General features: G+C 63.1%; 19 protein-coding genes and 1 pseudogene. 4 read left to right on the plus strand and 16 right to left on the minus strand.

Annotated elements, in window-relative coordinates; genetic code table 11:
- Positions 1-62: 62 nt before the first annotated feature.
- Complete coding sequence (locus QKE52_RS06510) at positions 63-1,175, minus strand: type VII secretion-associated protein (protein ID WP_347948419.1); 1,113 nt, start codon at positions 1,173-1,175, stop codon at positions 63-65.
- Complete coding sequence (eccCa, locus tag QKE52_RS06515) at positions 1,172-4,894, minus strand: type VII secretion protein EccCa (RefSeq protein ID WP_347948420.1); 3,723 nt, start codon at positions 4,892-4,894, stop codon at positions 1,172-1,174. The genes QKE52_RS06510 and eccCa overlap by 4 nt, the downstream gene beginning before the upstream one ends.
- A 129-nt stretch (positions 4,895-5,023) precedes the next feature.
- Between eccCa and eccD the strand changes: the two genes are divergently transcribed.
- On the plus strand, positions 5,024-6,355 hold the full coding sequence (eccD, locus tag QKE52_RS06520) for a type VII secretion integral membrane protein EccD (protein ID WP_046648454.1): 1,332 nt from the start codon (positions 5,024-5,026) through the stop codon (positions 6,353-6,355).
- The gene (locus tag QKE52_RS06525) at positions 6,352-7,629 is read left to right on the plus strand and encodes a S8 family serine peptidase (protein WP_232745388.1); all 1,278 of its coding nucleotides are present in this window, start codon (positions 6,352-6,354) and stop codon (positions 7,627-7,629) included. The genes eccD and QKE52_RS06525 overlap by 4 nt, the downstream gene beginning before the upstream one ends.
- Here the strand turns inward: QKE52_RS06525 and eccB are convergent.
- The 12 genes and pseudogenes from eccB to secY all read right to left on the minus strand — a co-directional run.
- A pseudogene (gene eccB / locus QKE52_RS06530) lies at positions 7,577-8,764 on the minus strand (type VII secretion protein EccB); the annotation flags it as partial. The gene QKE52_RS06525 and the pseudogene eccB overlap by 53 nt on opposite strands.
- A gap of 53 nt (positions 8,765-8,817) precedes the next feature.
- Entirely contained in the window at positions 8,818-9,678 is an 861-nt protein-coding gene (gene truA / locus QKE52_RS06535) for a tRNA pseudouridine(38-40) synthase TruA (protein ID WP_071407390.1), read from the minus strand.
- Positions 9,679-9,900: 222 nt separating this feature from the next.
- Positions 9,901-10,395 (minus strand): 50S ribosomal protein L17, encoded by a 495-nt coding sequence (rplQ, locus tag QKE52_RS06540; protein WP_347948421.1) that lies wholly within the window; start codon positions 10,393-10,395, stop codon positions 9,901-9,903.
- A 79-nt stretch (positions 10,396-10,474) separates the two neighbouring features.
- Positions 10,475-11,485, minus strand: coding sequence for a DNA-directed RNA polymerase subunit alpha (locus QKE52_RS06545; protein WP_010189530.1), 1,011 nt, complete (start codon positions 11,483-11,485; stop codon positions 10,475-10,477).
- Between the two features lie 69 nt (positions 11,486-11,554).
- A complete protein-coding gene (gene rpsD / locus QKE52_RS06550) occupies positions 11,555-12,160 on the minus strand; it encodes a 30S ribosomal protein S4 (RefSeq protein WP_010189536.1) in 606 nt (201 codons plus the stop codon).
- A 21-nt stretch (positions 12,161-12,181) separates the two neighbouring features.
- Entirely contained in the window at positions 12,182-12,586 is a 405-nt protein-coding gene (gene rpsK / locus QKE52_RS06555) for a 30S ribosomal protein S11 (RefSeq protein WP_010189540.1), read from the minus strand.
- 3 nt (positions 12,587-12,589) lie between these two features.
- Positions 12,590-12,958 (minus strand): 30S ribosomal protein S13, encoded by a 369-nt coding sequence (gene rpsM, locus QKE52_RS06560; RefSeq protein WP_039673764.1) that lies wholly within the window; start codon positions 12,956-12,958, stop codon positions 12,590-12,592.
- Positions 12,959-13,146: 188 nt separating this feature from the next.
- Positions 13,147-13,365, minus strand: a complete 219-nt coding sequence (infA, locus tag QKE52_RS06565; protein ID WP_003854422.1) for a translation initiation factor IF-1 — start codon at positions 13,363-13,365, stop codon at positions 13,147-13,149.
- A 226-nt stretch (positions 13,366-13,591) separates the two neighbouring features.
- Complete coding sequence (locus QKE52_RS06570; protein WP_070511331.1) at positions 13,592-14,383, minus strand: L,D-transpeptidase; 792 nt, start codon at positions 14,381-14,383, stop codon at positions 13,592-13,594.
- Positions 14,384-14,434: 51 nt separating this feature from the next.
- Positions 14,435-15,229 carry a type I methionyl aminopeptidase gene (gene map, locus QKE52_RS06575; RefSeq protein ID WP_049156995.1) on the minus strand — a complete coding sequence of 265 codons (795 nt, stop codon included), beginning with the start codon at positions 15,227-15,229 and terminating at the stop codon, positions 14,435-14,437.
- 15 nt (positions 15,230-15,244) lie between these two features.
- Positions 15,245-15,790, minus strand: coding sequence for an adenylate kinase (locus tag QKE52_RS06580; RefSeq protein WP_049156993.1), 546 nt, complete (start codon positions 15,788-15,790; stop codon positions 15,245-15,247).
- A complete protein-coding gene (gene secY / locus QKE52_RS06585) occupies positions 15,790-17,115 on the minus strand; it encodes a preprotein translocase subunit SecY (RefSeq protein WP_046648460.1) in 1,326 nt (441 codons plus the stop codon). Before secY ends, QKE52_RS06580 begins: the two co-directional genes overlap by 1 nt.
- Before the next feature lie 381 nt (positions 17,116-17,496).
- On the opposite strand from secY, the gene QKE52_RS06590 reads away from it, so the two are divergent.
- Together QKE52_RS06590 and QKE52_RS06595 are read left to right on the plus strand one after the other, a co-directional pair.
- Complete coding sequence (locus QKE52_RS06590; protein ID WP_293778419.1) at positions 17,497-18,804, plus strand: class I SAM-dependent methyltransferase; 1,308 nt, start codon at positions 17,497-17,499, stop codon at positions 18,802-18,804.
- A gap of 16 nt (positions 18,805-18,820) precedes the next feature.
- Positions 18,821-20,302 carry an FAD-binding oxidoreductase gene (locus tag QKE52_RS06595; RefSeq protein WP_347948422.1) on the plus strand — a complete coding sequence of 494 codons (1,482 nt, stop codon included), beginning with the start codon at positions 18,821-18,823 and terminating at the stop codon, positions 20,300-20,302.
- A gap of 414 nt (positions 20,303-20,716) precedes the next feature.
- Here QKE52_RS06595 and rplO read toward each other — a convergent pair whose 3' ends face one another.
- Positions 20,717-21,166, minus strand: coding sequence for a 50S ribosomal protein L15 (gene rplO / locus QKE52_RS06600; RefSeq protein ID WP_070511323.1), 450 nt, complete (start codon positions 21,164-21,166; stop codon positions 20,717-20,719).
- Between the two features lie 3 nt (positions 21,167-21,169).
- Positions 21,170-21,355 carry a 50S ribosomal protein L30 gene (rpmD, locus tag QKE52_RS06605; RefSeq protein ID WP_010189565.1) on the minus strand — a complete coding sequence of 62 codons (186 nt, stop codon included), beginning with the start codon at positions 21,353-21,355 and terminating at the stop codon, positions 21,170-21,172.

Below are 21,355 nucleotides of genomic sequence, written 5' to 3' on the forward strand. Positions count from 1 at the left end.
AGTTAGTGGCGCATCGGTTCCCACCGGTTTCAAAGTTTTTAATTTTTCTGGCTTGCCGCTGCTTAGTCCTTCTTAACCAGCGATTCCGCCGCCATTCGGCACGCTGCCTTCTGCACCACGTTGGGCTCGAACTTGGTGTGGCAGCCCACGGACATCTGGTGGCCTTTGTCCTCCCACATCATCCAGGTCACCCGCGAGCCATCGCCGGGGTCCTCGGTATAGGTCAGCCGCCCGGACTCCTCTACCGGATCACGGAGGGCGGGATCGGATTCGATCTGCTCCTTGATCTCCGCAAAAAGGACGTCAACGGGCACGTTGAAAAGCGGATCTGCAGCGACAAGGATCCGCAGGTTGGGATCCTCACCGGCCGCGGTAACGAGCCCATCTTCCACGCTGGTACGAAAACCCTGTGGCAAGACCAAGGACATCCCTTCCACGTCGATGGCTTGTTGGCCCGGACGCAGCTGCGCACTGCCGGTATCCCCGGGCGAGCCTTGCGTCCCGCCCTCCTCAGTCGGCGCGTCCGAGCTCTGGGTCGGGGCCGTACCCGGCGAATGGGCAGCACTGGAAGTACTTACCGCCGTCTGGTGTGGTGTCGCGGCTGCTAAGGCTGCGTCTTTGCGTCCCACGGCCCACCAGGACACTCCGGCCACGACGAGCACCATGACCGCGATGGCAATATAGAAGGGGTCGATGCCTCCCACGAGCGCGGAGAAGCGATGTGGTGCCGCACGGTGGGATCGTCGCGCGCGCGTGGCTCGCGGCCGCTCAGCTGTCACGGTGTCTGCATGGCCCTCGTCGTGCCCGTCCACAACCGCCCTTGTAAGAGTCGGTGTTTGTTCCACCACCGGCGGCGATGGTTCTGGTTCCACTACCGTCGCGCCTGCACCGGTGAGTTGGCGGCGCAGGATGCTCACTGCCTCGTCAGTGATGTCCGTACCGGATGGATCCGCTACCACCTCGGCGCTTACCTCCGGCCACTCCGCCCCGCAGACCTTTTCTGCCTGGTCAAGGACGGCGTCGAGCGCCCAGCCTTCGGCGATGCCAGTGCCGGGTAAGTCATAGCGGTAGATCGTCTCCGGCCCCTCATAGATCGTGGCGGCGTCGAGCACCGTGATAACGAGTGTGGTCTCTGGCGTAGTCGACGGTGTGCGCAGTGCATGAGTCGCGGTCATTGGTTATCTCCCTTGCTGGATGTGGTGTGTGGTGGTTCTTCTGGTGTGTCGGTGTCCGGCACATACACCTGTGCCAGGCCTTGGGGTGCCCCACGCACGACCCATTGGCCGCGGCCGGGCGGCAGCGCTACTGGTTTGATGCCGAAGATGGCGCCTTCGTCGCGGTCGGCGTCGAGAAGCAGCAGTGCTGGCTGCAGGTCGCGCACTGCCGAGAGGAACTGCCCAAACAGCGCGCGCCCGATTCCTCCTGATTTGCGTGCGAGCACTAGGTGCAGGCCCACATCGCGGGCGTGCGGGAGAATCTCCACAAGTGGTGCCAGGGCAATGTCGCTGACCAAGTCGAGATCATCGATGACAAGGTAAATATCCGGCCCCTCCCACCAGCTCCGCGCGGCCAACTGCGCGGGAGTGACCTCGGGGCCGGGAAGGCGCTGCTCTAAGGTGCGGACGGTATCGAGGATGGCCTGGGTGGCCGCGCTTGCCGACGCCCCGTAGACCGCCACCATCTCCTCATCCAGCGTCCCCAAATGTGCCCGGCGCTCATCGATAACCACGAGGCGGGCTTCCTCCCGGTTCAGTTGGCTGATACCGGCGAGAATCACGCTGAGGAACTGCGACTTACCGGAACCTTGAGAACCAATGCACACGAGGTGGGGCTGCGTGGTCGGATCCCACGTCAGAAGGTCCAGGTCCGGCCCGCCAATTCCCCAAGCCACCCCGGCTGGTGGGCTCCCGGCTGGTTGGGGAAGCTCGGTGAGCAGGGCGGGCAGCATCTTCAACGGCGGGACCGGCTGGGCGTCCGCATGCACTCCACAGATATGAGCGATATCCTGCGGGGACGTCGCAGCGAAGAGCAGGTTCTCCCCCGCCAGCGTGATGCCCCGACCGGGCGCTGCCGGGAGTTTTTGTTGTGCTTTGCGGTCAATGAGGGAATCCATGGCTTCACCCAGACGCAGCTCGAGGCGCGCCGCGATAAGGTCCCGGATTGACGGCCGCAGGCTGGTCCACCGCGCCGCCGCGATCAGGACGTGTACGTGGGAGGACGCACCATCTGCGACCAGCTGAGTAATCGGCTCGGCGAGATCTTCAAAATCCGCCCCAGAGGTGCCAATGTGGTGCCAGCCATCCACAATCAGGAAGGTGTGGCGGGATTCCGGGCGACGCACGAGGCCAGCGACTTCGTCGACGATGCGCCGTACCTTCTCCGGTTCCTCGCGGCCGGCCACCCCGGCCACGTGGGGCAGCCGTTCCAGAACCTGCAGTTGTCCGCCACCCAAGTCGATGACATAAAAGCGCACCTGGTCCGGCGAGTGCCGCAGTGCCATTCCGGAGGCGATACTGCGCAGCGCCATTGACTTGCCCGACTGCGGCCCACCGCACAGGGCCAGGTGCCCGCCACCCGTCGTGAAGTCCACGGTGAGTAGGTCTTGGCGCTGGTGGTAGGGGCGGTCGATAAGCCCCACCTCGGCGCACAGCCCGCCGCCCGCGCCGGGCGATTCTACCTGCACAGCGGCGACACTGGACAGCTCCACCACGGCGGGCAAGGGCGGCAGCCAGATTCGCCGCGCTGATTGACCGCGCCCGGCGGCTTCGTCCCGGGCAGCCCCCACCACGGTGTCAAGGAGGGTGCTCGAGGAGTCCACGAGTACTGCGAAGTCTAGGTCCTCCTCCACCACGCGGTGCCCGGTGAAAAGCTCTAGGCGCGCCGTGTGCTGTGCGGAAGCATCATCTTCTAGCGCTACCCGGCGCGTCACCGGGCCGGACACATAGGAGGCCTGGAAACGTGTGGGGGCATCGGCATCCGTCTTGAGGTAGCCGGATCCCGGCTGGGCGGGGAGGTGGTAGGCGTCGGGCACACCGAGGACCTGGCGGGACTCCCCGGCGGAGAATGTCTTCAGGCCAATGCGGTAGGACAGGTGCGAATCCAATCCCCGTAGGCGCCCTTCTTCCAGGCGCTGGGAGGCCAGCAGCAGGTGCACGTGTAGTGAGCGGCCGAGCCTTCCCACTGCGACAAAAAGCTCGGCGAAGTCCGGGTGCTGGCCCAACAGTTCCGAGAACTCGTCCACCACGATGACCAGCGCCGGCAGCGGCCCGTGCTCCGCCACCGCGGCAGCGGAAGCATTGAACTCGCCCACATTGGCAAAATTGCCCGCCTTGCGCAGCAGCTCCTGGCGGCGGTTCATCTCCCCGGAGATGGCATCGTACATGCGCTCCACCAGGGTAGATTCCTCCTCCAGGTTGGTAATCACGGCGGAGGTGTGCGGCAGCTCCTCGCAGCCGAGAAAGGTCGCCCCACCTTTGAAGTCCACGAGCACGAGGTTGAGCTCCTCCGGGCTATGCGTGGCGGCTAAGGCCACGACGAGTGTCCTGAGCAGCTCCGATTTTCCGCTGCCCGTAGCACCGATGCACAGCCCATGCGGGCCCATGCCGCCCTGCGCCGACTCCTTCAGGTCGAGCACCACCGCCTGCCCGGACTCGTCCACACCGATGGGCACGCGCAGGCGTTCGACCGGGCTGCGGCCTTGCCACATGCCGGAGGCCTGCAGCGCATCCACGTCCCGGTAGCCCAGCAGCACAGGGAGGTCCGCATCGCGACCGTGCCGTGGCGTTGCCGTAGCATCGCCGCCGAAGGGGCGGTGATAGGGCGCAAGCGTGCGGGCGTGGAGGAGGGCCGTGGAAACGTCGACAAGCGCGCAGCTACCCAGCTTCTCCTCCCCCGCGGCGGTGACCACGGACAGCGCGCCTTCCGCCCGCAGGTAAATGCCTTCGTCCTCCGCACGGCGGCCCAGCGGCGAATGAGGTGTGACACCCACGGCGATGGTGGTCGTCGGGGCGTCTTCCGACGCTCCCTCTTTGTCGAGTACACCACTATGCCGGTGGTCCTCCTCCACGACGCGGATACGAAACTGAGCGCTCTCCGGATCCCTCGAGTGCGGCAGCCACTTCAGCCACTCCCAGCTCTCCCCGTGGTACTCAATGCCCACGGTTTCCGGGCCATGCAGTACCGCCAGGTGCAACAGCAGCGCGCGGGCCATACCGTGCGCATCCGCACCGGCCAGCCCCACGATAGGGAAGGCTTGGAGCTGGATGACCACCGGCATATCCGCCAGCGTTCCCACCGCGCGCACGGTCTGGCGCAGGCTCACCGCACACACTGGGTCGAGGTCTTCTGCGGCACCCGAATCTGGAACATTGATCGGCGTGCACAGTGCCATCGGCCCCGTCCCCACCCGCACTTCCAGGGCATCCGGGGCATCTGCCGTCCGCTCCCACAGCCGCGGGGTGGGAATCAGCGCGCCAAGCTGTTCGGGGTCAGGGTTGCGGTGTTCCTCGTGCGCACGTTGCGCCGCCCCGCGCTCTAGCGCTTCCTCCCGCAGCGCCTTGAGGTGACGCAGGTACGTCCGGCGAGTTTCGTCCGGATCCTGCCCGCCTCCCTGCGGGTTGAACATCATGGCCATGCTGGCCAGCATCATGAGCGGGAACATGAGGCTCATGGGGCTTATCCGGCGCGCATCACCCGCGCCGAGAACCATGAGCGCCACCATGCCCACCATGGCCGCGATCATGACCAGCGGCATAAGCAGGCGAACCAACGGAACGGGCTGGGCACGGGCCGCCTCCGGCACGGCCTCGGCATCAATGCTGCCTTGCGGCAGTGGTGGCGCTGGTTCCCGATATGACGACAGCCCGGTGTCAACGACGCGTGTAGGTACGCGCATGTCAAAGTCCTTCCCCCCGAAGTACTCCACCGCCTCCTTAAGCGGTGGACAGCGTGCCACCAGTAAGCCACAATGTGAGGCAATGGGCAAGGGGTTGCCCAGAAATTTTTCTCGGGGGAGGTATTTTCCATGACTCGCGCACTCGCGCATTCTGTCCGTGTCACCGTCCGTATCCACGCAGGCCAGACCCGCAAAGAAGCGGATATCTCACTGCCGCTTTCGTCCAGCCTCGGGGAGGTGCTGGGGGAGCTGCTCGTGCTTGTCGACGTTCCCCCAGCACCCATCCTGTGGCGCGCCACTACCGCGGCGGGCAAGACCATATCGATGACCACGCCGCTGGATCGCACCAGCGTGGAAGAAGGCTCCGTGCTGGTGCTCAGCCCTGATGCACCGGCGCCAGCACCCATCGTGCGCGACGCCGCGGAAGCATTAGCCGCCGATGTCTCCGCCACGCAGCTTTCTGGCCTGGCTGGGCTGTGGGGTGTGGCGGGCCTTATCGCCGGCGGTGGGCTCCTTGCCGCAACACTGTCCCCCACGGTCGGCTGCGCCGCCACTGCACTCCTCGCCCTCGTTCTTGCGGTATGGACGCGGCGAGGATCTCTGCTCGCCACCGCGCACGTCGCCGCGGGGCTGGCGGGCGGGTTAGCCACTGGCGCAGCATTTGTCGCTGGACCTGCAGGTACCGCGGTGCCGGCGGCACCCGTCGTGGGGGCCGCGACCGCCGTCGGTGCGACGGCGGTGCTCTCCCACCTGGTACGCATCGGCGGGCTGCGGGACCGGGCTACTGCCGCGACGTGGTGCCTGCTCGTGCTCGTCGGTCTCCTCGGCCCCGCCCCGCTCCTCGCAGCCACCGTGGGCCTGTTGGCGGGCGCTCCCCTGCTGACCACGCGGCTGGCGGGTTTGCGCGTGCCGCAGCTTCCCACCGCCGGGCAAGACTTAAGCATCTCGGACGAGGTACCCACCGATAACGCGCTCGCTGCCCGGCGCGCCGGGCAGGCCTACGAGGGCATCGCGGTGGGCTGCGCGGTGGCGGGCATCCCTGCCCTGCTCCTCATCGCATTAAACGCCAACGCGGCGGCAACCCAGGGGGCCTCCCAAGCGCTGTGTGTAAGTATCGCTGGCGGGGTCATCGTGCATGCAGCACGCCATGCCCGGCCCATTGCTGCGTGGGCACTGGGAATCTATGGCCTCGCCGCTGCGTGTTCCGCGGTGGCTGTGCCGCTGCGCGAGTGGCAGCGGCTTTCTGCGCCAACCACGGAAACATGGGTGCTCAGCGTCATCGCGGGGCTCATCGTTGTGGCCATGCTGTCAGTACCGGTGTGGGCAGGCAAACTACGGCAGATTGAGCCGACCACCATCGTGTGGTTCGAGCGCGCCGAAGCCCTCGCACTGGCTGCGTGTTTGCCGCTCGCCGCACACCTGGCTGGGCTCTTCGAGTTCATTAGGGGGCTGGGCTCATGATAGCTCTAATTAGAATCGGCGCCGCCAGCGCTGCTCTTGGCGCTGGTCTGGCGTGGGGGTCCTGTGTGTTGCCCGGGCCGGTAGCTGCTGCCCGCGAGCCAGACACCGCGTGCGCGGAGGCTACCCTCGCCGCGGCAGGGCCGCAGCCTTCCGCGCAATACTCGGACTATCGCGCGCGGCTGCATTCTTTTGCCACGGGTGCCGGGGTGAAGGTCGCGGTCATCGACACCGGAGTGGCCGCGCACCCCCAGCTGCGCGTGACACCGGGAGCGGACTTCGTAACCCCAGACGAGCCCGACCCGCTGCGAGACTGTGACCTGCACGGCACGGTGGTGGCCGGGGTCATCGCAGGAAGAGAGCTCGGCGTGGCCCCGGATGCGGAAATCTACGCCATCCGGCAAACCAGTTCGCATTTCAGGCAACCGGCGCCGGATAACTCGGCAGGGGCCGATGGTTCAGCGGAGGAAGACCACGGTTCCGGAACGCTGGCCAGCCTGGCTGCTGCCATCGAGGATGCCGTGAACGCGGGAGCTCAGGTCATCAACGTCTCCGTCGTGTCCTGCGTCCCGCCGGATGCCGCCTCACGGGTGGATCGATCGGGCTTGGACGCAGCGCTGCAGCGCGCGGAGGACGCTGGGGCGGTGGTGGTGGCGGCGTCGGGAAACGCGACATCCGGTGGCTGTGAACAAGGTGATGTGGTCTTCCCCGCCGTGGCGGATACTGTCCTCGCGGTTGGCGCCCTAGCCACCCCGTACGACCTTGCGGATTACTCCATCGCTGCACCTCTCAGCGCAGAGGGCAACGTACCACTCGCCTTGGAACCCGGCGGCGGCTGGGCCAGTGCCAAGGGGGATACCCTCTTTCAAGGCACGTCTTTCGCCGCGCCCCTGGTCAGCGGAACGCTCGCTCTGCTGGTGCAGCGCTACCCCGACGAGTCCCCGGCGCAGCTGCGCCAACGCGTCATCGATTCCGCCGAGCCCGGCCACGGGGTGGTCGATCCCCTCACCGCGGTGACCTTTCGTCCTGCGGCCGAAACCCGCGAGGAGCGTTCCTTTGCGGTGACACCACTGACAGCACCGGCCGCCCAAGGCTGGCCTATGGTGCGCCTACTCCTCGGGGCCCTGGGGTTCCTCGTCCTCGTGGCTGTTATCAGTGCTCATTCTTTAAGGCCTCCGCGCGGCTCAAGGCAGAACCTTCCGGCAGCAGACGCAGAATCTCCCACGGCACCTGCTCCGGTTCCCCCAGGCCCAGCGCGTTTAGCTCCCCGGCGCTAGCCAGCTCGTGGCGCCTGCCGGTGGCAGAGACCACGTGATAACCATGCCCGCTGTCTACGCCCACGCCCGCCCGCAGACCGGCGAAACGCTGCGCCGCCGAATCACCCGGCAAGTCCACGGTGGCTGACACCGGGCGCGTCATACCGGCTCCATGCTGGTGCGTCGCGCACAACCAGCCCTGCTCAGGAGACAGGAAGTCCATGCGGGTAGCCGGGAGGTTGAAGGTCGGTGGGACGTCGCCAAGCGCGGCTACCTCCTGCGACTGTGCCGGCAAACGCTGCGCGCCCATGCCGACGAGCATCTCCGCCTGGGTGGGAGTGATGGCGAAAACGCCCTGCTCCGTTCGCGCCCACAGCTGTTCGCCGGTATCCAGAATCTCTGGTGGCGCGGCTGGGAAACTCAGCGGCTCCAGTTCGGCGAAGGCATTGAGTAACTCCGCGGGCACGCTCCACACCGCCGTCTCCGCGGTCATCCCCAAGGCGCGGCGCAGTACCCTGCCTTGCGTGCTCGTGGCCTCGGGCAACACGACGCGCCCTTGGCCGGTGAGCAACCACTGCGTGCCCTCGGATTCCGCCACGGCGGCATGCTCTTCGTCGAACCCGGGAACGGCGTGGTGCGCCACCACGGTCACGGTGCCGACGCGACTGCTGGACTGCCAGTTCTCCCCTTCGGTGGATTCCTCCAAGCAGGCTGACCAGCTTGGCTCCTCCCCTGTCGCAGCGGCAAGGAGGTTCGGGGCATCCGCAATCCCCAGCGGGGTGCCTAAGCTTATCTGGTCTAGAAAGCTATCCCCGGCCGCATGTGGCTCCACCGCTTCGTTGGCAATGAGCCGGGCCGACGCCAGGTTAGCCACCGGGTGGTAGGTGCCATTGACCAGAGCTAAAAGCTGTCCCTCCGCAGAGCGGACCACGGGCGCATCCCCGGGTTGCGGATCCGGTTGCATCCACGCAATGAGCCCCGAACCGAGGCTAAGGAATGCGACTGCGGCTACTCCACCGAGCAGAGCGCGCCGGCGCCGTTTCAGCGGATCATGGATCATCCTGATATCGCCGAAAACGAGGCCATGCTCGAGCCGGCGCAACAAGAACTTGTGGCCCGATACCTGGGCCTTGGTAGTAGGCAACGCGCGTGCCATGAGAATCCTCCCCGAATCAGTGCACCCCCCTCCCTGGTGCAGTGGGGTCTAGATTAACCCAACTCCGTGTTTTCCGCAGCGCGACGGCTGCGAGTCATCTTCGCGCGTGCAGCCAATTGGTCTGCGTCGGGATAGTCCACGCCAACCAGGCTCAGCCCCGCGGCCGGGGCGAGGGGAATCTGGGAGGACCTGCTGGTTTCCTGAAGCATCTGGGCCGCGAACTCCACATCGCGGGAACCTTCGCCCACTCGCAGGCAGCATCCCACGAGGCAGCGCACCATGGACCAACAGAAGGCATCGGCGCTAACGTGTGCCTCATAAAGCTTCGGTTCTGCGGGCGTTGAGACGTCCTTCCACTCGAAGGCGAGCAACTCGCGGATGGTCGTGGCGTGTGGCTTGGCCTTGCAGAAGGCCACGAAATCGTTGAGACCCACCAACTGATCGGCGGCGGCCTGCATTAGGTCCAGGTCCACCGGCTTGAGCCACGTTGCGGTGTCCCGAGCGCGGGTCGGCAGCGCGCCGCGCGGATGAGTGGTGATGCGGTAGACGTAATGGCGGCGCAGGGCGGAAAAACGTGCGTCGAAATCGTGCGACACCTCGGTGCAGGCGTGCACGCGGACGTCGACCGGCAGCAGCTTGGCCAAGCGCCGGACCAGTTTGGCGGGATCGCCATCGATGCTGCGCTGACTTAGTGCGGCGCGAGTGGTGTCGAAGTGCGCCACCTGACCGCTGGCATGCACGCCCGCGTCGGTGCGCCCAGCCACCGTGAGCTCCACCGGGTGGCGCAAGACCATAGCCAGCTTCTCCTCGATGGTCTGCTGCACCGTGCGAAGGCCGTCCTTCTGCCGGGCCCACCCGTGGAAGTCGGTGCCGTCATAGGCCAAGTCCAATCGCAGACGAACGCTTTCACTCATGGGGGTTGATGATACCGTGCGCTCGACGTGCCGTGGGGACTGCGTCCGTGGTCGGTTTTAACAAATAGGGGTCCAAAAATCGCAGTTTTCAGGCCACTATTTGTTAAAACGGTACTTCATCCAGGGCACGGCTCCCCGCTCTGCGCCGTGGCCCGTAGAAAACGACAAAGGCCCGCGCCCCACTACAGTGGTGAACGCGGGCCCTTTAAGACCTAAGAAGAACTACTTCTCCTCGGTGGTCTCCTCAGCCTCAGCCTCGGTAGCCTCAGCGGACTCAACCTCAGCCTCTTCAGCCTTAGCTTCCTCAGCCTGCTTGGAAGCAGCAGCGCGAGTAGCGCGGTTAGCCTCAGAGGTCACGGTCTCCTCGAGAACGAGGGAGATCTGGGACATCGGGGCGTTGTCGCCGGAGCGGTTGTCCAGCTTGATGATGCGGGTGTAGCCACCCTCACGGTTCTCAAACTTCGGTGCCAGCTCGTCGAAGAGGTAGGCAACAACATCCTTGTGCGGGATGAGCTTGAGAACTGCGCGACGGTCAGCAACGGTGCCGGCCTTCGCCTTGGTGATGATCTTCTCGGCGTAAGGACGAAGCAGCTTCGCCTTAGCGTCGGTGGTCTTGATTGCGCCGTGCTCGAACAGGCTCGCTGCCATGTTGCTCAGCAGGTGCTTCTGCTGGCTGGCGGAGCCGCCGAGACGCGGACCCTTCTTGGGGGTAGGCATTATGTACTCCTCGTGTGCGGATTAATTGAGCGCGCGACGGGGCGCAAAAAGCCGCGCCGTCACGATTCAGTGGAATTCTTTACTCGGAATCGTCGGAAGCCGGGTCCTTGAAGTCGCCGGTCTCTGCGTCGTAGCCTTCGAGCTGGGTCGGGTCGAAGTCCTCAGGGGTGTCCTTGAGGGCCAAGCCCAGGTTAGCCAGCTTGATCTTTACCTCGTTGATCGACTTCTGACCGAAGTTGCGGATATCCAGCAGGTCCGATTCGGTGCACTCAGCGAGCTCACCGACGGTGTGGATCTCCTGGCGCTTCAGGCAGTTGTAGGAGCGGACGGAGAAGTTCAGATCCTCGATCGGCATGCTGTAGGCGGCGATGTACTCCGTCTCCTGCGGGGACGGGCCAATCTCAATGCCCTCAGCAGCGGTGTTCAGCTCGCGAGCCAGGCCGAAGAGCTCGACCAGGGTGCCGCCGGCGGAAGCCAGGGCGTCGCGTGCGGAAATCGAGTTCTTAGTCTCGACGTCGATGATCAGCTTGTCAAAGTCAGTGCGCTGCTCAACACGAGTAGCTTCGACCTTGTAAGAGACCTTCAGCACCGGGGAGTAAATCTGGTCGACCGGAATGCGGCCGATTTCTCCCGAGGTGGCGGCAGCCGGGACGTAGCCACGGCCGCGCTCGACGACGAGTTCCATCTCCAGCTTGGCGGACTCATTCAGCGATGCGATGTGCAGATCCGAGTTGTGGATCTCCACGCCGGCCGGCGGCTGGATATCGCCTGCAGTGACCTCACCCGGGCCTTCCTTGCTCAGGTACATGACCACCGGCTCGTCGGAGTCGGAAGACAGAACCAGACCCTTGACGTTAAGGATGATTTCGGAAACGTCTTCCTTCACACCATTGATGGTGGTGAACTCGTGGAGCACACCGTCAATCTTGATGGAGGTTACTGCCGCGCCCGGGATGGACGAAAGCAGCGTGCGACGAAGCGAGTTACCGAGGGTGTAACCGAAGCCCGGCTCGAGCGGCTCGATAACGAACTTAGAGCGAGACGAGTCGATGAATTCCTCGGTGAGCTGAGGACGCTGGGAAATAAGCATGGAGTTTCTCCTTGTCGGCGCCCGCTATTTGACGCCGGTAGAAGGGGTAAAGATGAAAGTGTCGAAGGATTACTTCGAGTAAAGCTCGACGATGAGCTGCTCCTGCAGCGGAACGTCGATCTGAGCGCGCTCGGGCAGCTGGTGCACGAGGATGCGCAGGGTGTCCGGAACGACCTGCAGCCACGCCGGAACGTTGGCGTCAACCAGGCGGTCCTGAGCCTCTTCGAACCATTCCATCTTCTGGGAACGCTCACGAACATCGATGATGTCATACTGCGTAACGCGGAAGGACGGAACGTTGATCTTCTTGCCGTTCACGGTGAAGTGACCGTGGGAGACAAGCTGGCGAGCCTGGCGGCGGGTGTTGGCCAGACCTGCGCGGTAGATCACGTTGTCGAGACGGGACTCGAGCAGAACGACGAGGTTGTCACCGGTCTTGCCCGGGAGACGGTTAGCCTCGGCGTAGTAGCGGCGGAACTGACGCTCCAGCACACCGTAGGTGTACTTGGCCTTCTGCTTCTCCTGGAGCTGCAGCAGGTACTCAGATTCCTTGATGCGGTTGCGGCCAGCCTGTCCCGGAGGGTACGGGCGACGCTCAAATGCCATGTCGCCGCCGACCAGGTCGACGCGCAGACGGCGGGATACGCGGGTAGCGGGGCCAGTATAACGAGCCATTTTCTTACCTCTTCCTTTCCCTTAAACCTTGCGGCGCTTGGTCGGACGGCAGCCGTTGTGCGGCTGTGGGGTGGCATCCGTGATCGAGGAAACCTCGAGGCCTGCAGCCTGCAGGGAACGGATGGCGGTCTCGCGGCCGGAGCCCGGACCCTTGACGAAAACGTCAACCTTCTTCATACCGTGGTCCATGGCCTTGCGGGCCGCGTTCTCAGCAGCCATCTGCGCTGCGAACGGGGTGGACTTACGGGAACCCTTGAAGCCGACGTGGCCGGAGGATGCCCAGGAGATGACAGCACCGTGCGGGTCCGTGATGGACACGATGGTGTTGTTGAAGGTGGACTTGATGTATGCGTGGCCAGCGGCCACGTTCTTCTTTACGACGCGACGACCACCACGGCGCGCGCCGGAACGAGTCTTGGGTGGCATGTTTTACTTCTTCTTTCCTGCGATCGTCTTCTTCGGACCCTTGCGCGTACGAGCGTTGGTCTTGGTGCGCTGACCACGAACGGGCAGACCACGGCGGTGGCGGATGCCCTGGTAGCAACCGATTTCAATCTTGCGACGAATGTCAGCCTGAACCTGGCGGCGGAGGTCACCCTCGACCTTCCAGGTAGCTTCAATGACGTCACGCAGCGCCGACAGCTGATCGTCGTCGAGGTTGTCGGTGCGCAGGTCGGGAGAAATGCCGGTCTTTTCCAGCAGTTCCTTGGCACGGGAAGGCCCGATGCCGTAGATGTAGGTGAGAGCAACCTCCATGCGCTTGTTGCGCGGGAGGTCAACACCAGCTAGACGTGCCATATGGCTAGTCCTTTCGGGTTGTTACGATGGTTTTCTCCTCATCCGTCCCCCGCCACGCATACGCTTCGACCCGGGCCGTGCCGGGGAAACTGTGGGCATGCTTAGCAGCGTGGGCTCAGGCCATCGCAGCCTGAGGTAAAAAAGGACGCACGAAGGGCGCGTCCCGTGGGTGAGGAGGCTTACAGTCTTTACTTGTAGCGGTAGACGATGCGTCCGCGGGTCAGGTCATAAGGAGACAGCTCCACAACAACGCGATCCTCTGGGAGGATGCGGATGTAGTGCTGACGCATCTTGCCCGAGATGTGGGCAAGAACCTTGTGCCCGTTGTCGAGCTCGACGCGGAACATTGCGTTGGGCAGGGGTTCGACGATGCGACCCTCAACCTCGATTGCGCCTTCCTTAGCCATAACCTCTACTTTTCTGATGGAGTTCTTTTCGCCACGCTTGGCGACGCCTCCACCTGCATGTTTGGTGTCTACTGCCTGGTGTCCTCAGCAGCCAATCCGGCTGCGTACAGACACCAGCACTAAAGCATACGCTGCGAGAACGGGTTTTCCAAATACAGAAACCTCCCGTCGCACTAAAGCGCGGGAGGCAAATGGTGTCTAGCGGTGGCTTGCCCACCGCTACGTCCTAGTAGATGAAGACCTTGGAGCCCATCGGCACATCATTCCAGTAGCGCACGGCATCCTGGTGGGTCAGGCGCACGCAGCCATTGGACTGGTAGGCCGGGGAGCCCTCGTGGAAGGCGTGGCCGTTGTTCGTGAAGTACATTGCGTAAGGCATCGGTGCGTTACCGAATTCCCACGAGATCTCGTCCTTCACCTTACGGTTGATGTAGTACGTGCCGGCCGGGGTTTCCTCACCCGGCTTACCGGTGGACATGCCCTGCGCAACGTAGGTGACGTTGCCGTTGCCGTCCTGCAGCCAGGTACGGCGGCCATCGCGGTCCACGCAGATACGCGCATCTGCCGGGCACGGGCCAACATCGAAGCGCTGCGCCTGACGCTCAGCCTCAGCCTTGCGCGCGGCTTCCTCAGCGGCGGCCTTCTCGCGAGCAATCTGCTCAGCGTGGGCGCGCTCCTCAGCTTCACGAGCAGCGCGAATCTCCGCGTTCTTCTGCTCGATGAGGCCCGGGAAGACGAGCTCAATAGCGCCATCGATTACTGGGCGAAGAGCATCGACTGCCTGCGGGTTAACATTCTGCAGCGCTTCCAGCATTTGGTTGCGGCTAGCCCACGCGTTCTCACGGGTCTGGCCAGCGAACTCATCAAGCTGGGACTGGACGTTGGAGGACAGGGAATCAATAGAGGGGACCGTCTGTGCATGTGCGGCCGGGGCGACCGAGAGAGTAGCGGTCAGAAGGCCGATTGCGGTGGCTCGGCGTAGGGAGCGAGCACCAGCGCGGGAGCGAATTTTAGACATGGCAAGAAGTATAAACCTTCCGACCATGATTTCCTACCCGAAAGACGTGTTTTAGTAGCGCGGGGTCAGGATTCGGGGACCATTCTCCGTCGCCGCGACGGTGTGCTCCCAGTGCGCCGACCACGAGCCATCGAGGGTTACCACGGTCCAGTCATCCTCTAAGACCTCGCTGTCCTCAGTACCCAGGGTCAGCATCGGCTCGATGGCCAACACGGAACCTTCCTGGATGAGGGGACCGCGCCCTGCCTTGCCTTCGTTGGCCAGGTAGGGCTCCTCGTGCATCTCTCGGCCGATGCCGTGGCCGCCGTAGCCATCGACGATAAAGAGCTCGACGCCGAATTTATCCTCGGCGCGGTAAGTCGCCTGCTCGAGGGCAGCGGAGACGTCGGTCAGCCGGTTGCCCGGAACCATCGCCTTGAGGCCCTCGTGGAGGACCCATTCGGTGGCGTCGCTCAGCGCCTGCGCTTCGGCGCTGGGCTTACCGACGCCAAACGTCCACGCACTATCCCCCACCCAGCCGTCGAGAGTGGCACCGCAGTCGATGGAAACAAGGTCCCCCTCAGCCAGCAGCATTTCCTTGCTGGGGATGCCGTGGACGATGACGTCGTTGACGGAAGCGCAGATGGAACCCGGGAACCCGCCGTAGCCTTTGAAGGTGGGCACGGCACCGGCATCGCGGATGGTCTGCTCGGCCACCTCATCGAGTTCCAGAGTGCTCACGCCCACCGCTGCGGCAGCGCGTACCGCCTGCAGGGCGCGGCCGACGATCTCGCCGGCCGCCTGCATGGCATCGAGCTCGCCTGGGGTGCGGGCGGGGATGGTTTTAGTGCGTCGTCGAAAAGCCATGGCTTAAAAGGCAGATTACTTGCCCATGGCCTTCAGGGTGCGCTCGTTGATCTCCTCAACGGAACCCTCAGCCTTCACGGAGATGATGGCATCGCCGTAGTGCTCAATAAGCGGGAAGGTCTCCTCGCGGTACACGCCCAGGCGGGTGCGGATGGTCTCCTCGGTGTCGTCTGCACGACCGCGGGCGAGCATGCGCTCGACGACGACGTCCTCGGACACCTCAAAGTTCAACACGCCATCCAGCTTGAGGCCCTTGTCGTCAAGGAGCTTCGCCAGGATGTCGGCCTGCTCCACGGTGCGCGGGAAGCCGTCAAGGAGGAAACCTTCCTTGGCGTCATCCTGGTTAAGGCGGTCCTCTACCATGCGGGCGGTGACGTCAGTCGGCACCAGCTTGCCGGCATCGATGTAGGACTTGGCTTCTACACCAAGCGCGGTGCCCTCACCAATGTTGGCGCGGAAGAGGTCACCGGTGGAGATGTGCGGAACGCCGAGCTTCTCGCTGAGGAGGGCGGCTTGGGTGCCCTTGCCGGCACCGGGAGGGCCAAGGAGTACGTAACGCATTACTTAAGCAGTCCTTCGTAGTTGGATTGTAGAAGCTGGGACTCGATTTGCTTGACCGTAGTCAAGGCAACCGAGACCATAATGAGGATGGCGGTACCACCGAAGGCGGAGGTGCCGCTGGCACCTGCAGTGCCCACGCCGAGGTCCAAGAGGATATTCGGCAGAACAGCGATGAGCGCCAGGTAGATCGAACCGACGAACAGCAGGCGGTTCATCACGAAGCCTAGGTACTCGGCGGTCGGTCGGCCCGGGCGGATACCCGGGATGAATCCACCATACTTCTTCATGTTGTCGGCTTGTTCCGCAGGGTCGTACTGAACCGATACGTAGAAGTAGGAGAAGAAGATGGTGAGCACAAAGTAGAGGACGATGTACTGCCAGGAGCTCGGTGCTTGCAGGTGAGCAATGACGTTGCGCTGCCACCAGTTATCGGAGACACCCGGGGAGCCGGAGTTGACGATCTGGGTGATGAGCACCGGCATGTAGATCAGCGAGGAGGCGAAGATGACCGGGATAACGCCGGCCTGGTTGACCTTGAGCGGCAGGTAGGTGGAAGAGCCACCGTACTGGCGGCGGCCCACCATGCGCTTTGCGTACTGCACCGGGATACGGCGCTGACCCTGCTCGATGAAGGTAATGCCCGCGACGAGAACGATGAGGCCCGTGAGAACCATGGCGAAGACCAGACCACCATTGTTCTGGAAGATGTTGACGCCGTCGGTAGGAAGGCGGGTAGCAATACCGGCGAAAATCAGCAGCGACATGCCGTTGCCGATTCCCTTCTCCGTAATCAGCTCACCCATCCACATCACCAGGATTGCACCAGAAGTCATGGTGATAACGAGCACGACGAGGGTGAAGAAGTTGCGGTCCTCCGCCAAGACGCGCACGCCCTGGCCCAGGAGCTGCTCGCGGTCCGCCAAGGCCACGATGCCCGCGGACTGCAGCAGGGCCAGCGCAAGGGTGAGGTAACGCGTGTATTGCGTCATCTTCGCCTGACCGGACTGACCCTCCTTCTTCAACTGCTCGAAGTGCGGAATAACCACGGTGAGCAGCTGCACGATAATGGACGCCGTAATGTACGGCATGATGCCGATGGCGAAGATCGACAGCTGCAGCAGCGCACCACCGGAGAACAGGTTGATCACCGAGTACAGGTTTCCGGACTCCTCCGTAAGGTCACGAAGGCGACCGGCGATGGTGGCGTAATCAACGCCCGGCGACGGGATCTGCGCGCCAACGCGGTAGAGAATAATCATCACGAGCGTGAAGATGATTTTCTTCCGCAGGTCGGCATCTTTGAAAGCCTGCAAAATGGCGGACACTACTCAATCCTCCTGGCCTACCGCGCTTGCTGTGCGGTTCGAATTCGCCGCGCACGGGGGTGGATCTCATCTGTTCCCAAAAGTTAAGAACCTTCTTAAGGTCCTTCATAGGAACGCTTGGACAGTTTTGACCCCATTACCCTACCAGCCCCGCCCCCTTTCGCCACATTGGCCCCGCGAAAACCAGGCTTATCCTTCTCGGATTAGTTTCCCCCTTAGCGCCATCGACGCATGAGGCCTACCATGGACCGCGTTGCCCTAAGGCAATGTCCTTACAACATTTCTACGTCTTTTCGACCTCTCAAGCGGCGCCCCGGGGCGCCACAGAGTATGGCCGTCTTCTATCTGCCTAACCTTAATCCGAAAGTAGTATGTAGTTTTATGAGTAAGCGATTCTCCCCAATGACCGTGGCTGAGATCATCGATACCTTCGTTCCCAGCCCCAACCCCTTCCGCTGGGAAGCTTTCGACGGTTCCGCAACCGGCCCAGCCGACGCGCAGTTCACCGTCAAAATTAATAACCTGCAGGGTCTGGCCTACATCGCCACACACCCGGGCGATGTAGGCTTCGCCCGCGCCTACGTCACCGACGGAATCACCGTCGAGGGGGAACACCCGGCACACCCCTACGGCATCTTCGACGCCTTGCACGCAATGTATGACAAGTTCTCCCGCCCGGACGCGAAAACCCTTGCCCGCGTCGCGCGTTCCTTGGCTTCGATGGGCGCTTTTCAAATCCAGCCGGTCCCGGATGTCGAGCGTGCCTCGTGGCTGCGCCGCAAGCTCCATGAGGGGCTGTCCAAACACTCCAAGGAGCGCGACGCAGAAGTCATCTCCGATCACTATGACGTGGGCAACGACTTCTACGAGCTATTCCTCGGCGACTCGATGACGTACACCTGCGCCTACTACCCCTCCCCTGACGCCACGCTCGACGCGGCCCAAGAAAACAAGTACCGCCTCATCTTCGACAAGCTACGACTCAAGGAGGGCGACCATCACTTGGACGTCGGCTGCGGCTGGGGCGGCATGGTGCGCTACGCGGCCAAGCGCGGCGTGAAGTCCTTGGGAGTCACCCTCTCCAAGGAACAGGCAGAGTGGGGCCAGGCCAAGATCAAGGAGGAGGGCCTAGAAGATCTCGCGGAGATCCGCTTCCTGGATTACCGCGACGTCACCGAGGAAGGCTTCGACGCCATCTCCGCCATCGGGTTGCTCGAGCACATCGGAGTCAAGAACTACCCGGACTTCTTCAGCTTCCTCCACGGCAAGCTCAAGCCGGGCGGCCTCATGCTCAACCACTGCATCACCTACCCGGATAACCACAAGACGCCGAAGGGCGGGTTCATCGACCGCTACATCTTCCCCGATGGCGAGCTCTCCGGCTCCGGCACCATTACCAAGTGCATGCAGGATGCCGGTTTCGAAGTCGTCCACACGGAATCCCTCCGCTTCGACTACATGCGCACGCTGCATGATTGGTGCGAAAACCTCAAGGAGAACTGGGAGGAGGCCTGCTCGCTAGTGGGCCTTCCCACTGCCCGCCTGTGGGCCATCTACATGGCCGGCTCCGAGTGGGGCTTCGAGCACAACATCATCAACCTGTACCACTTCTTGGGCGTCAAACTGGGCGATGCTGGCTCCCGCGCCGGCGTGCCCGAGCGCCGCTGGTGGGAAGATTCGCGCTTCTAAATCTTGAAGGAGTTCTATGTTGATCGATCTCATCCGCAATCATCGCAGCGTCGACGCAATCGAAGTCCCGCCGGTGGGTTGGAAGGCGCACGAGGAGGGCGTCGAGAAGCTGTTGCGCAGCTTCCACGCGGTGCCGAAGGATAAGCGCGTACGTTTGGCCAAGAAAACCTCGAACCTCTTCCGCGGGCGCAGCGAGCAGCAGGCGGGCCTCGATGTGTCCGGCCTGGGTGGGGTCATTGAGGTCGATCCGATTGCGCAGACCGCCGAGGTCCAGGGCATGTGCACCTACGAGGACCTTGTCGACGCCACCTTGCCGCACGGGCTCATGCCCTTCGTGGTGCCGCAGCTCAAGACCATTACGCTGGGCGGCGCCGTGACGGGCATGGGAGTCGAGTCCACGAGCTTCCGCGACGGCCTTCCCCACGAATCCGTCCTGGAGATGGATATCCTGACCGGCACCGGGGATATTGTGACGTGCTCGCGCGAGGAGAACGTCGATCTCTTCCGCCTCTTCCCCAACTCCTACGGCTCTCTAGGCTATGCGGTGCGCCTCAAGATTGAGCTGCGCGCGGTCAAGCCCTACGTGGAGCTGCGTCAGGTGCGCTTCAACGACTTCAACTCACTCACGCACGCGCTTGACGACGTCTCCCTCACCCGCACCTACGACGACGTCGAGGTCCACGGTCTCGATGGCGTGGTCTTCTCACCGGAGGAGTCATACCTCGTCATGGCCCGTTTCACGGATGAGGAAGGGCCAACCTCGGATTACACGCGGGAGAAAATCTTTTATCGCAGCCTCCAGCACCAGAGCGGGATCCGCCGCGACCGCCTCACGGTGCGCGACTATATCTGGCGCTGGGATACGGATTGGTTCTGGTGCTCCCGCGCGTTCGGCGCGCAGAGTCCGCGCGTGCGCGAGGTGTGGCCGCGACAGCTGCGCCGCAGTTCCTTCTACTGGAAGCTCGTGCGCTTAGACCGCAAGTACGAGCTGGAGTACAACTTCATCAAGAAGCCGAAGGGTCTGCCCCGCGGCGAGCGCGTGGTCCAGGACATCGAAGTCACACCGGACAATCTGCCGAAATTCTTGGATTGGTTCTTCCAAGCCTCCGACATCCAACCGGTGTGGCTCTGTCCGATTCGGCTGCGCGAGGGCGTCGAGGACCTCATCGGCACCGGCTCGCTTGCCGCTGATTCCCCGGCCCCGTGGCCGCTCTACCCCCTGCGCCCAGGACAGACCTGGATCAACGTCGGTATTTGGTCCGGCGTGGAGGGCAATCACGTCGATCCCTCGGCCCCTGGCAATGGCGCCTTCAACCGCGTCATCGAGGCCAAGGTCAGCGAACTCGGCGGACATAAATCCCTGTACTCAGAGGCCTTCTACTCCCCTGAGCAGTTCGCGGAGCTCTATGGCGGCGACCTGCCAGAGCGCATCAAGGCCGTGACCGACCCTGATGATCGCTTCCCGGGCCTCTACGAGAAGACGGTCAACGACGCCTAACGGCCCCACCGCACGCTGTGCCTCAGCATCACCACGGCATACTGTGCCTCAGCATCACCGCCGCGCCTTATGCAACCAACTAGGCCCGCATAAATTTCTCACCATAAGGTTCCTCTCAAAAGGCATTAATACCTTTTGAGAGATGCCTTTTGCGGGCCTCCCGCAGCCAAAGCCCTGGTCATCGCATAACATCTGGACCATAAGGTTCCCCTCAAAAGGTACTAATGCCTTTTGCGGGGCTCGCTGGGTAAATCCCCAGGTCATCGCATAACACTGAAGCCATAAGGTGCCTTTCAAATGGTACTAATACCCTTTGTGTCCTAGGCCAGGACCAAAAACGCCAGAAGCCCTCCCGAAGGCCACCGAAAGGTGGCGCCCGGGAGGGCAGTGGCTCTCACAGAGCCTGTAAGAGAATTACTTGGTTGCGGTGGCGGTGCCGCCAGCAGCCTCGATCTTCTCGACAGCAGACTTGGAGAACTTGTCAGCGGTGACGTTCAACTTAACGTTGATGTCGCCGTTGCCCAGAACCTTGACCGGCTGGTTCTTGCGAACCAGGCCAGCAGCGACGATGTCCGCAACGGTGACGTCGCCACCGTTAGCGAAAGCCTCTGCGAGGTCAGCAACGTTGACTACCTGGTACTCAACGTGGTTCGGGTTCTTGAAGCCCTTGAGCTTCGGCAGACGCATATGGATCGGCATCTGGCCACCCTCGAAAGCAGCGGAAACCTGCTTACGAGCACCGGTGCCCTTGGTACCGCGACCAGCGGTCTTACCCTTGGATGCCTCACCGCGGCCGACGCGGGTCTTGGGCTTATTGGAGCCTGCGGCCGGGCGCAGGTCGTGGAGCTTGATGATATCAGCCATAGTTTACTCCCCTGCCACTTCTTCGACGGTGACCAGGTGACGCACCTTGTGAACCATACCGCGGATGATCGGGGTGTCCTGCTTAACTACAGAGTGACCGATGCGCTTGAGACCAAGCGACTCCATGTTTGCGCGGTGGTTCGGCTTGGTGCCCACAAGGCCCTTTACCTGAGTAATCTTCAGAGCCAT

It is taken from the genome of Corynebacterium sp. c25Ua_47, from assembly GCF_039907205.1.
Lineage (GTDB): Bacteria > Actinomycetota > Actinomycetes > Mycobacteriales > Mycobacteriaceae > Corynebacterium > Corynebacterium hiratae.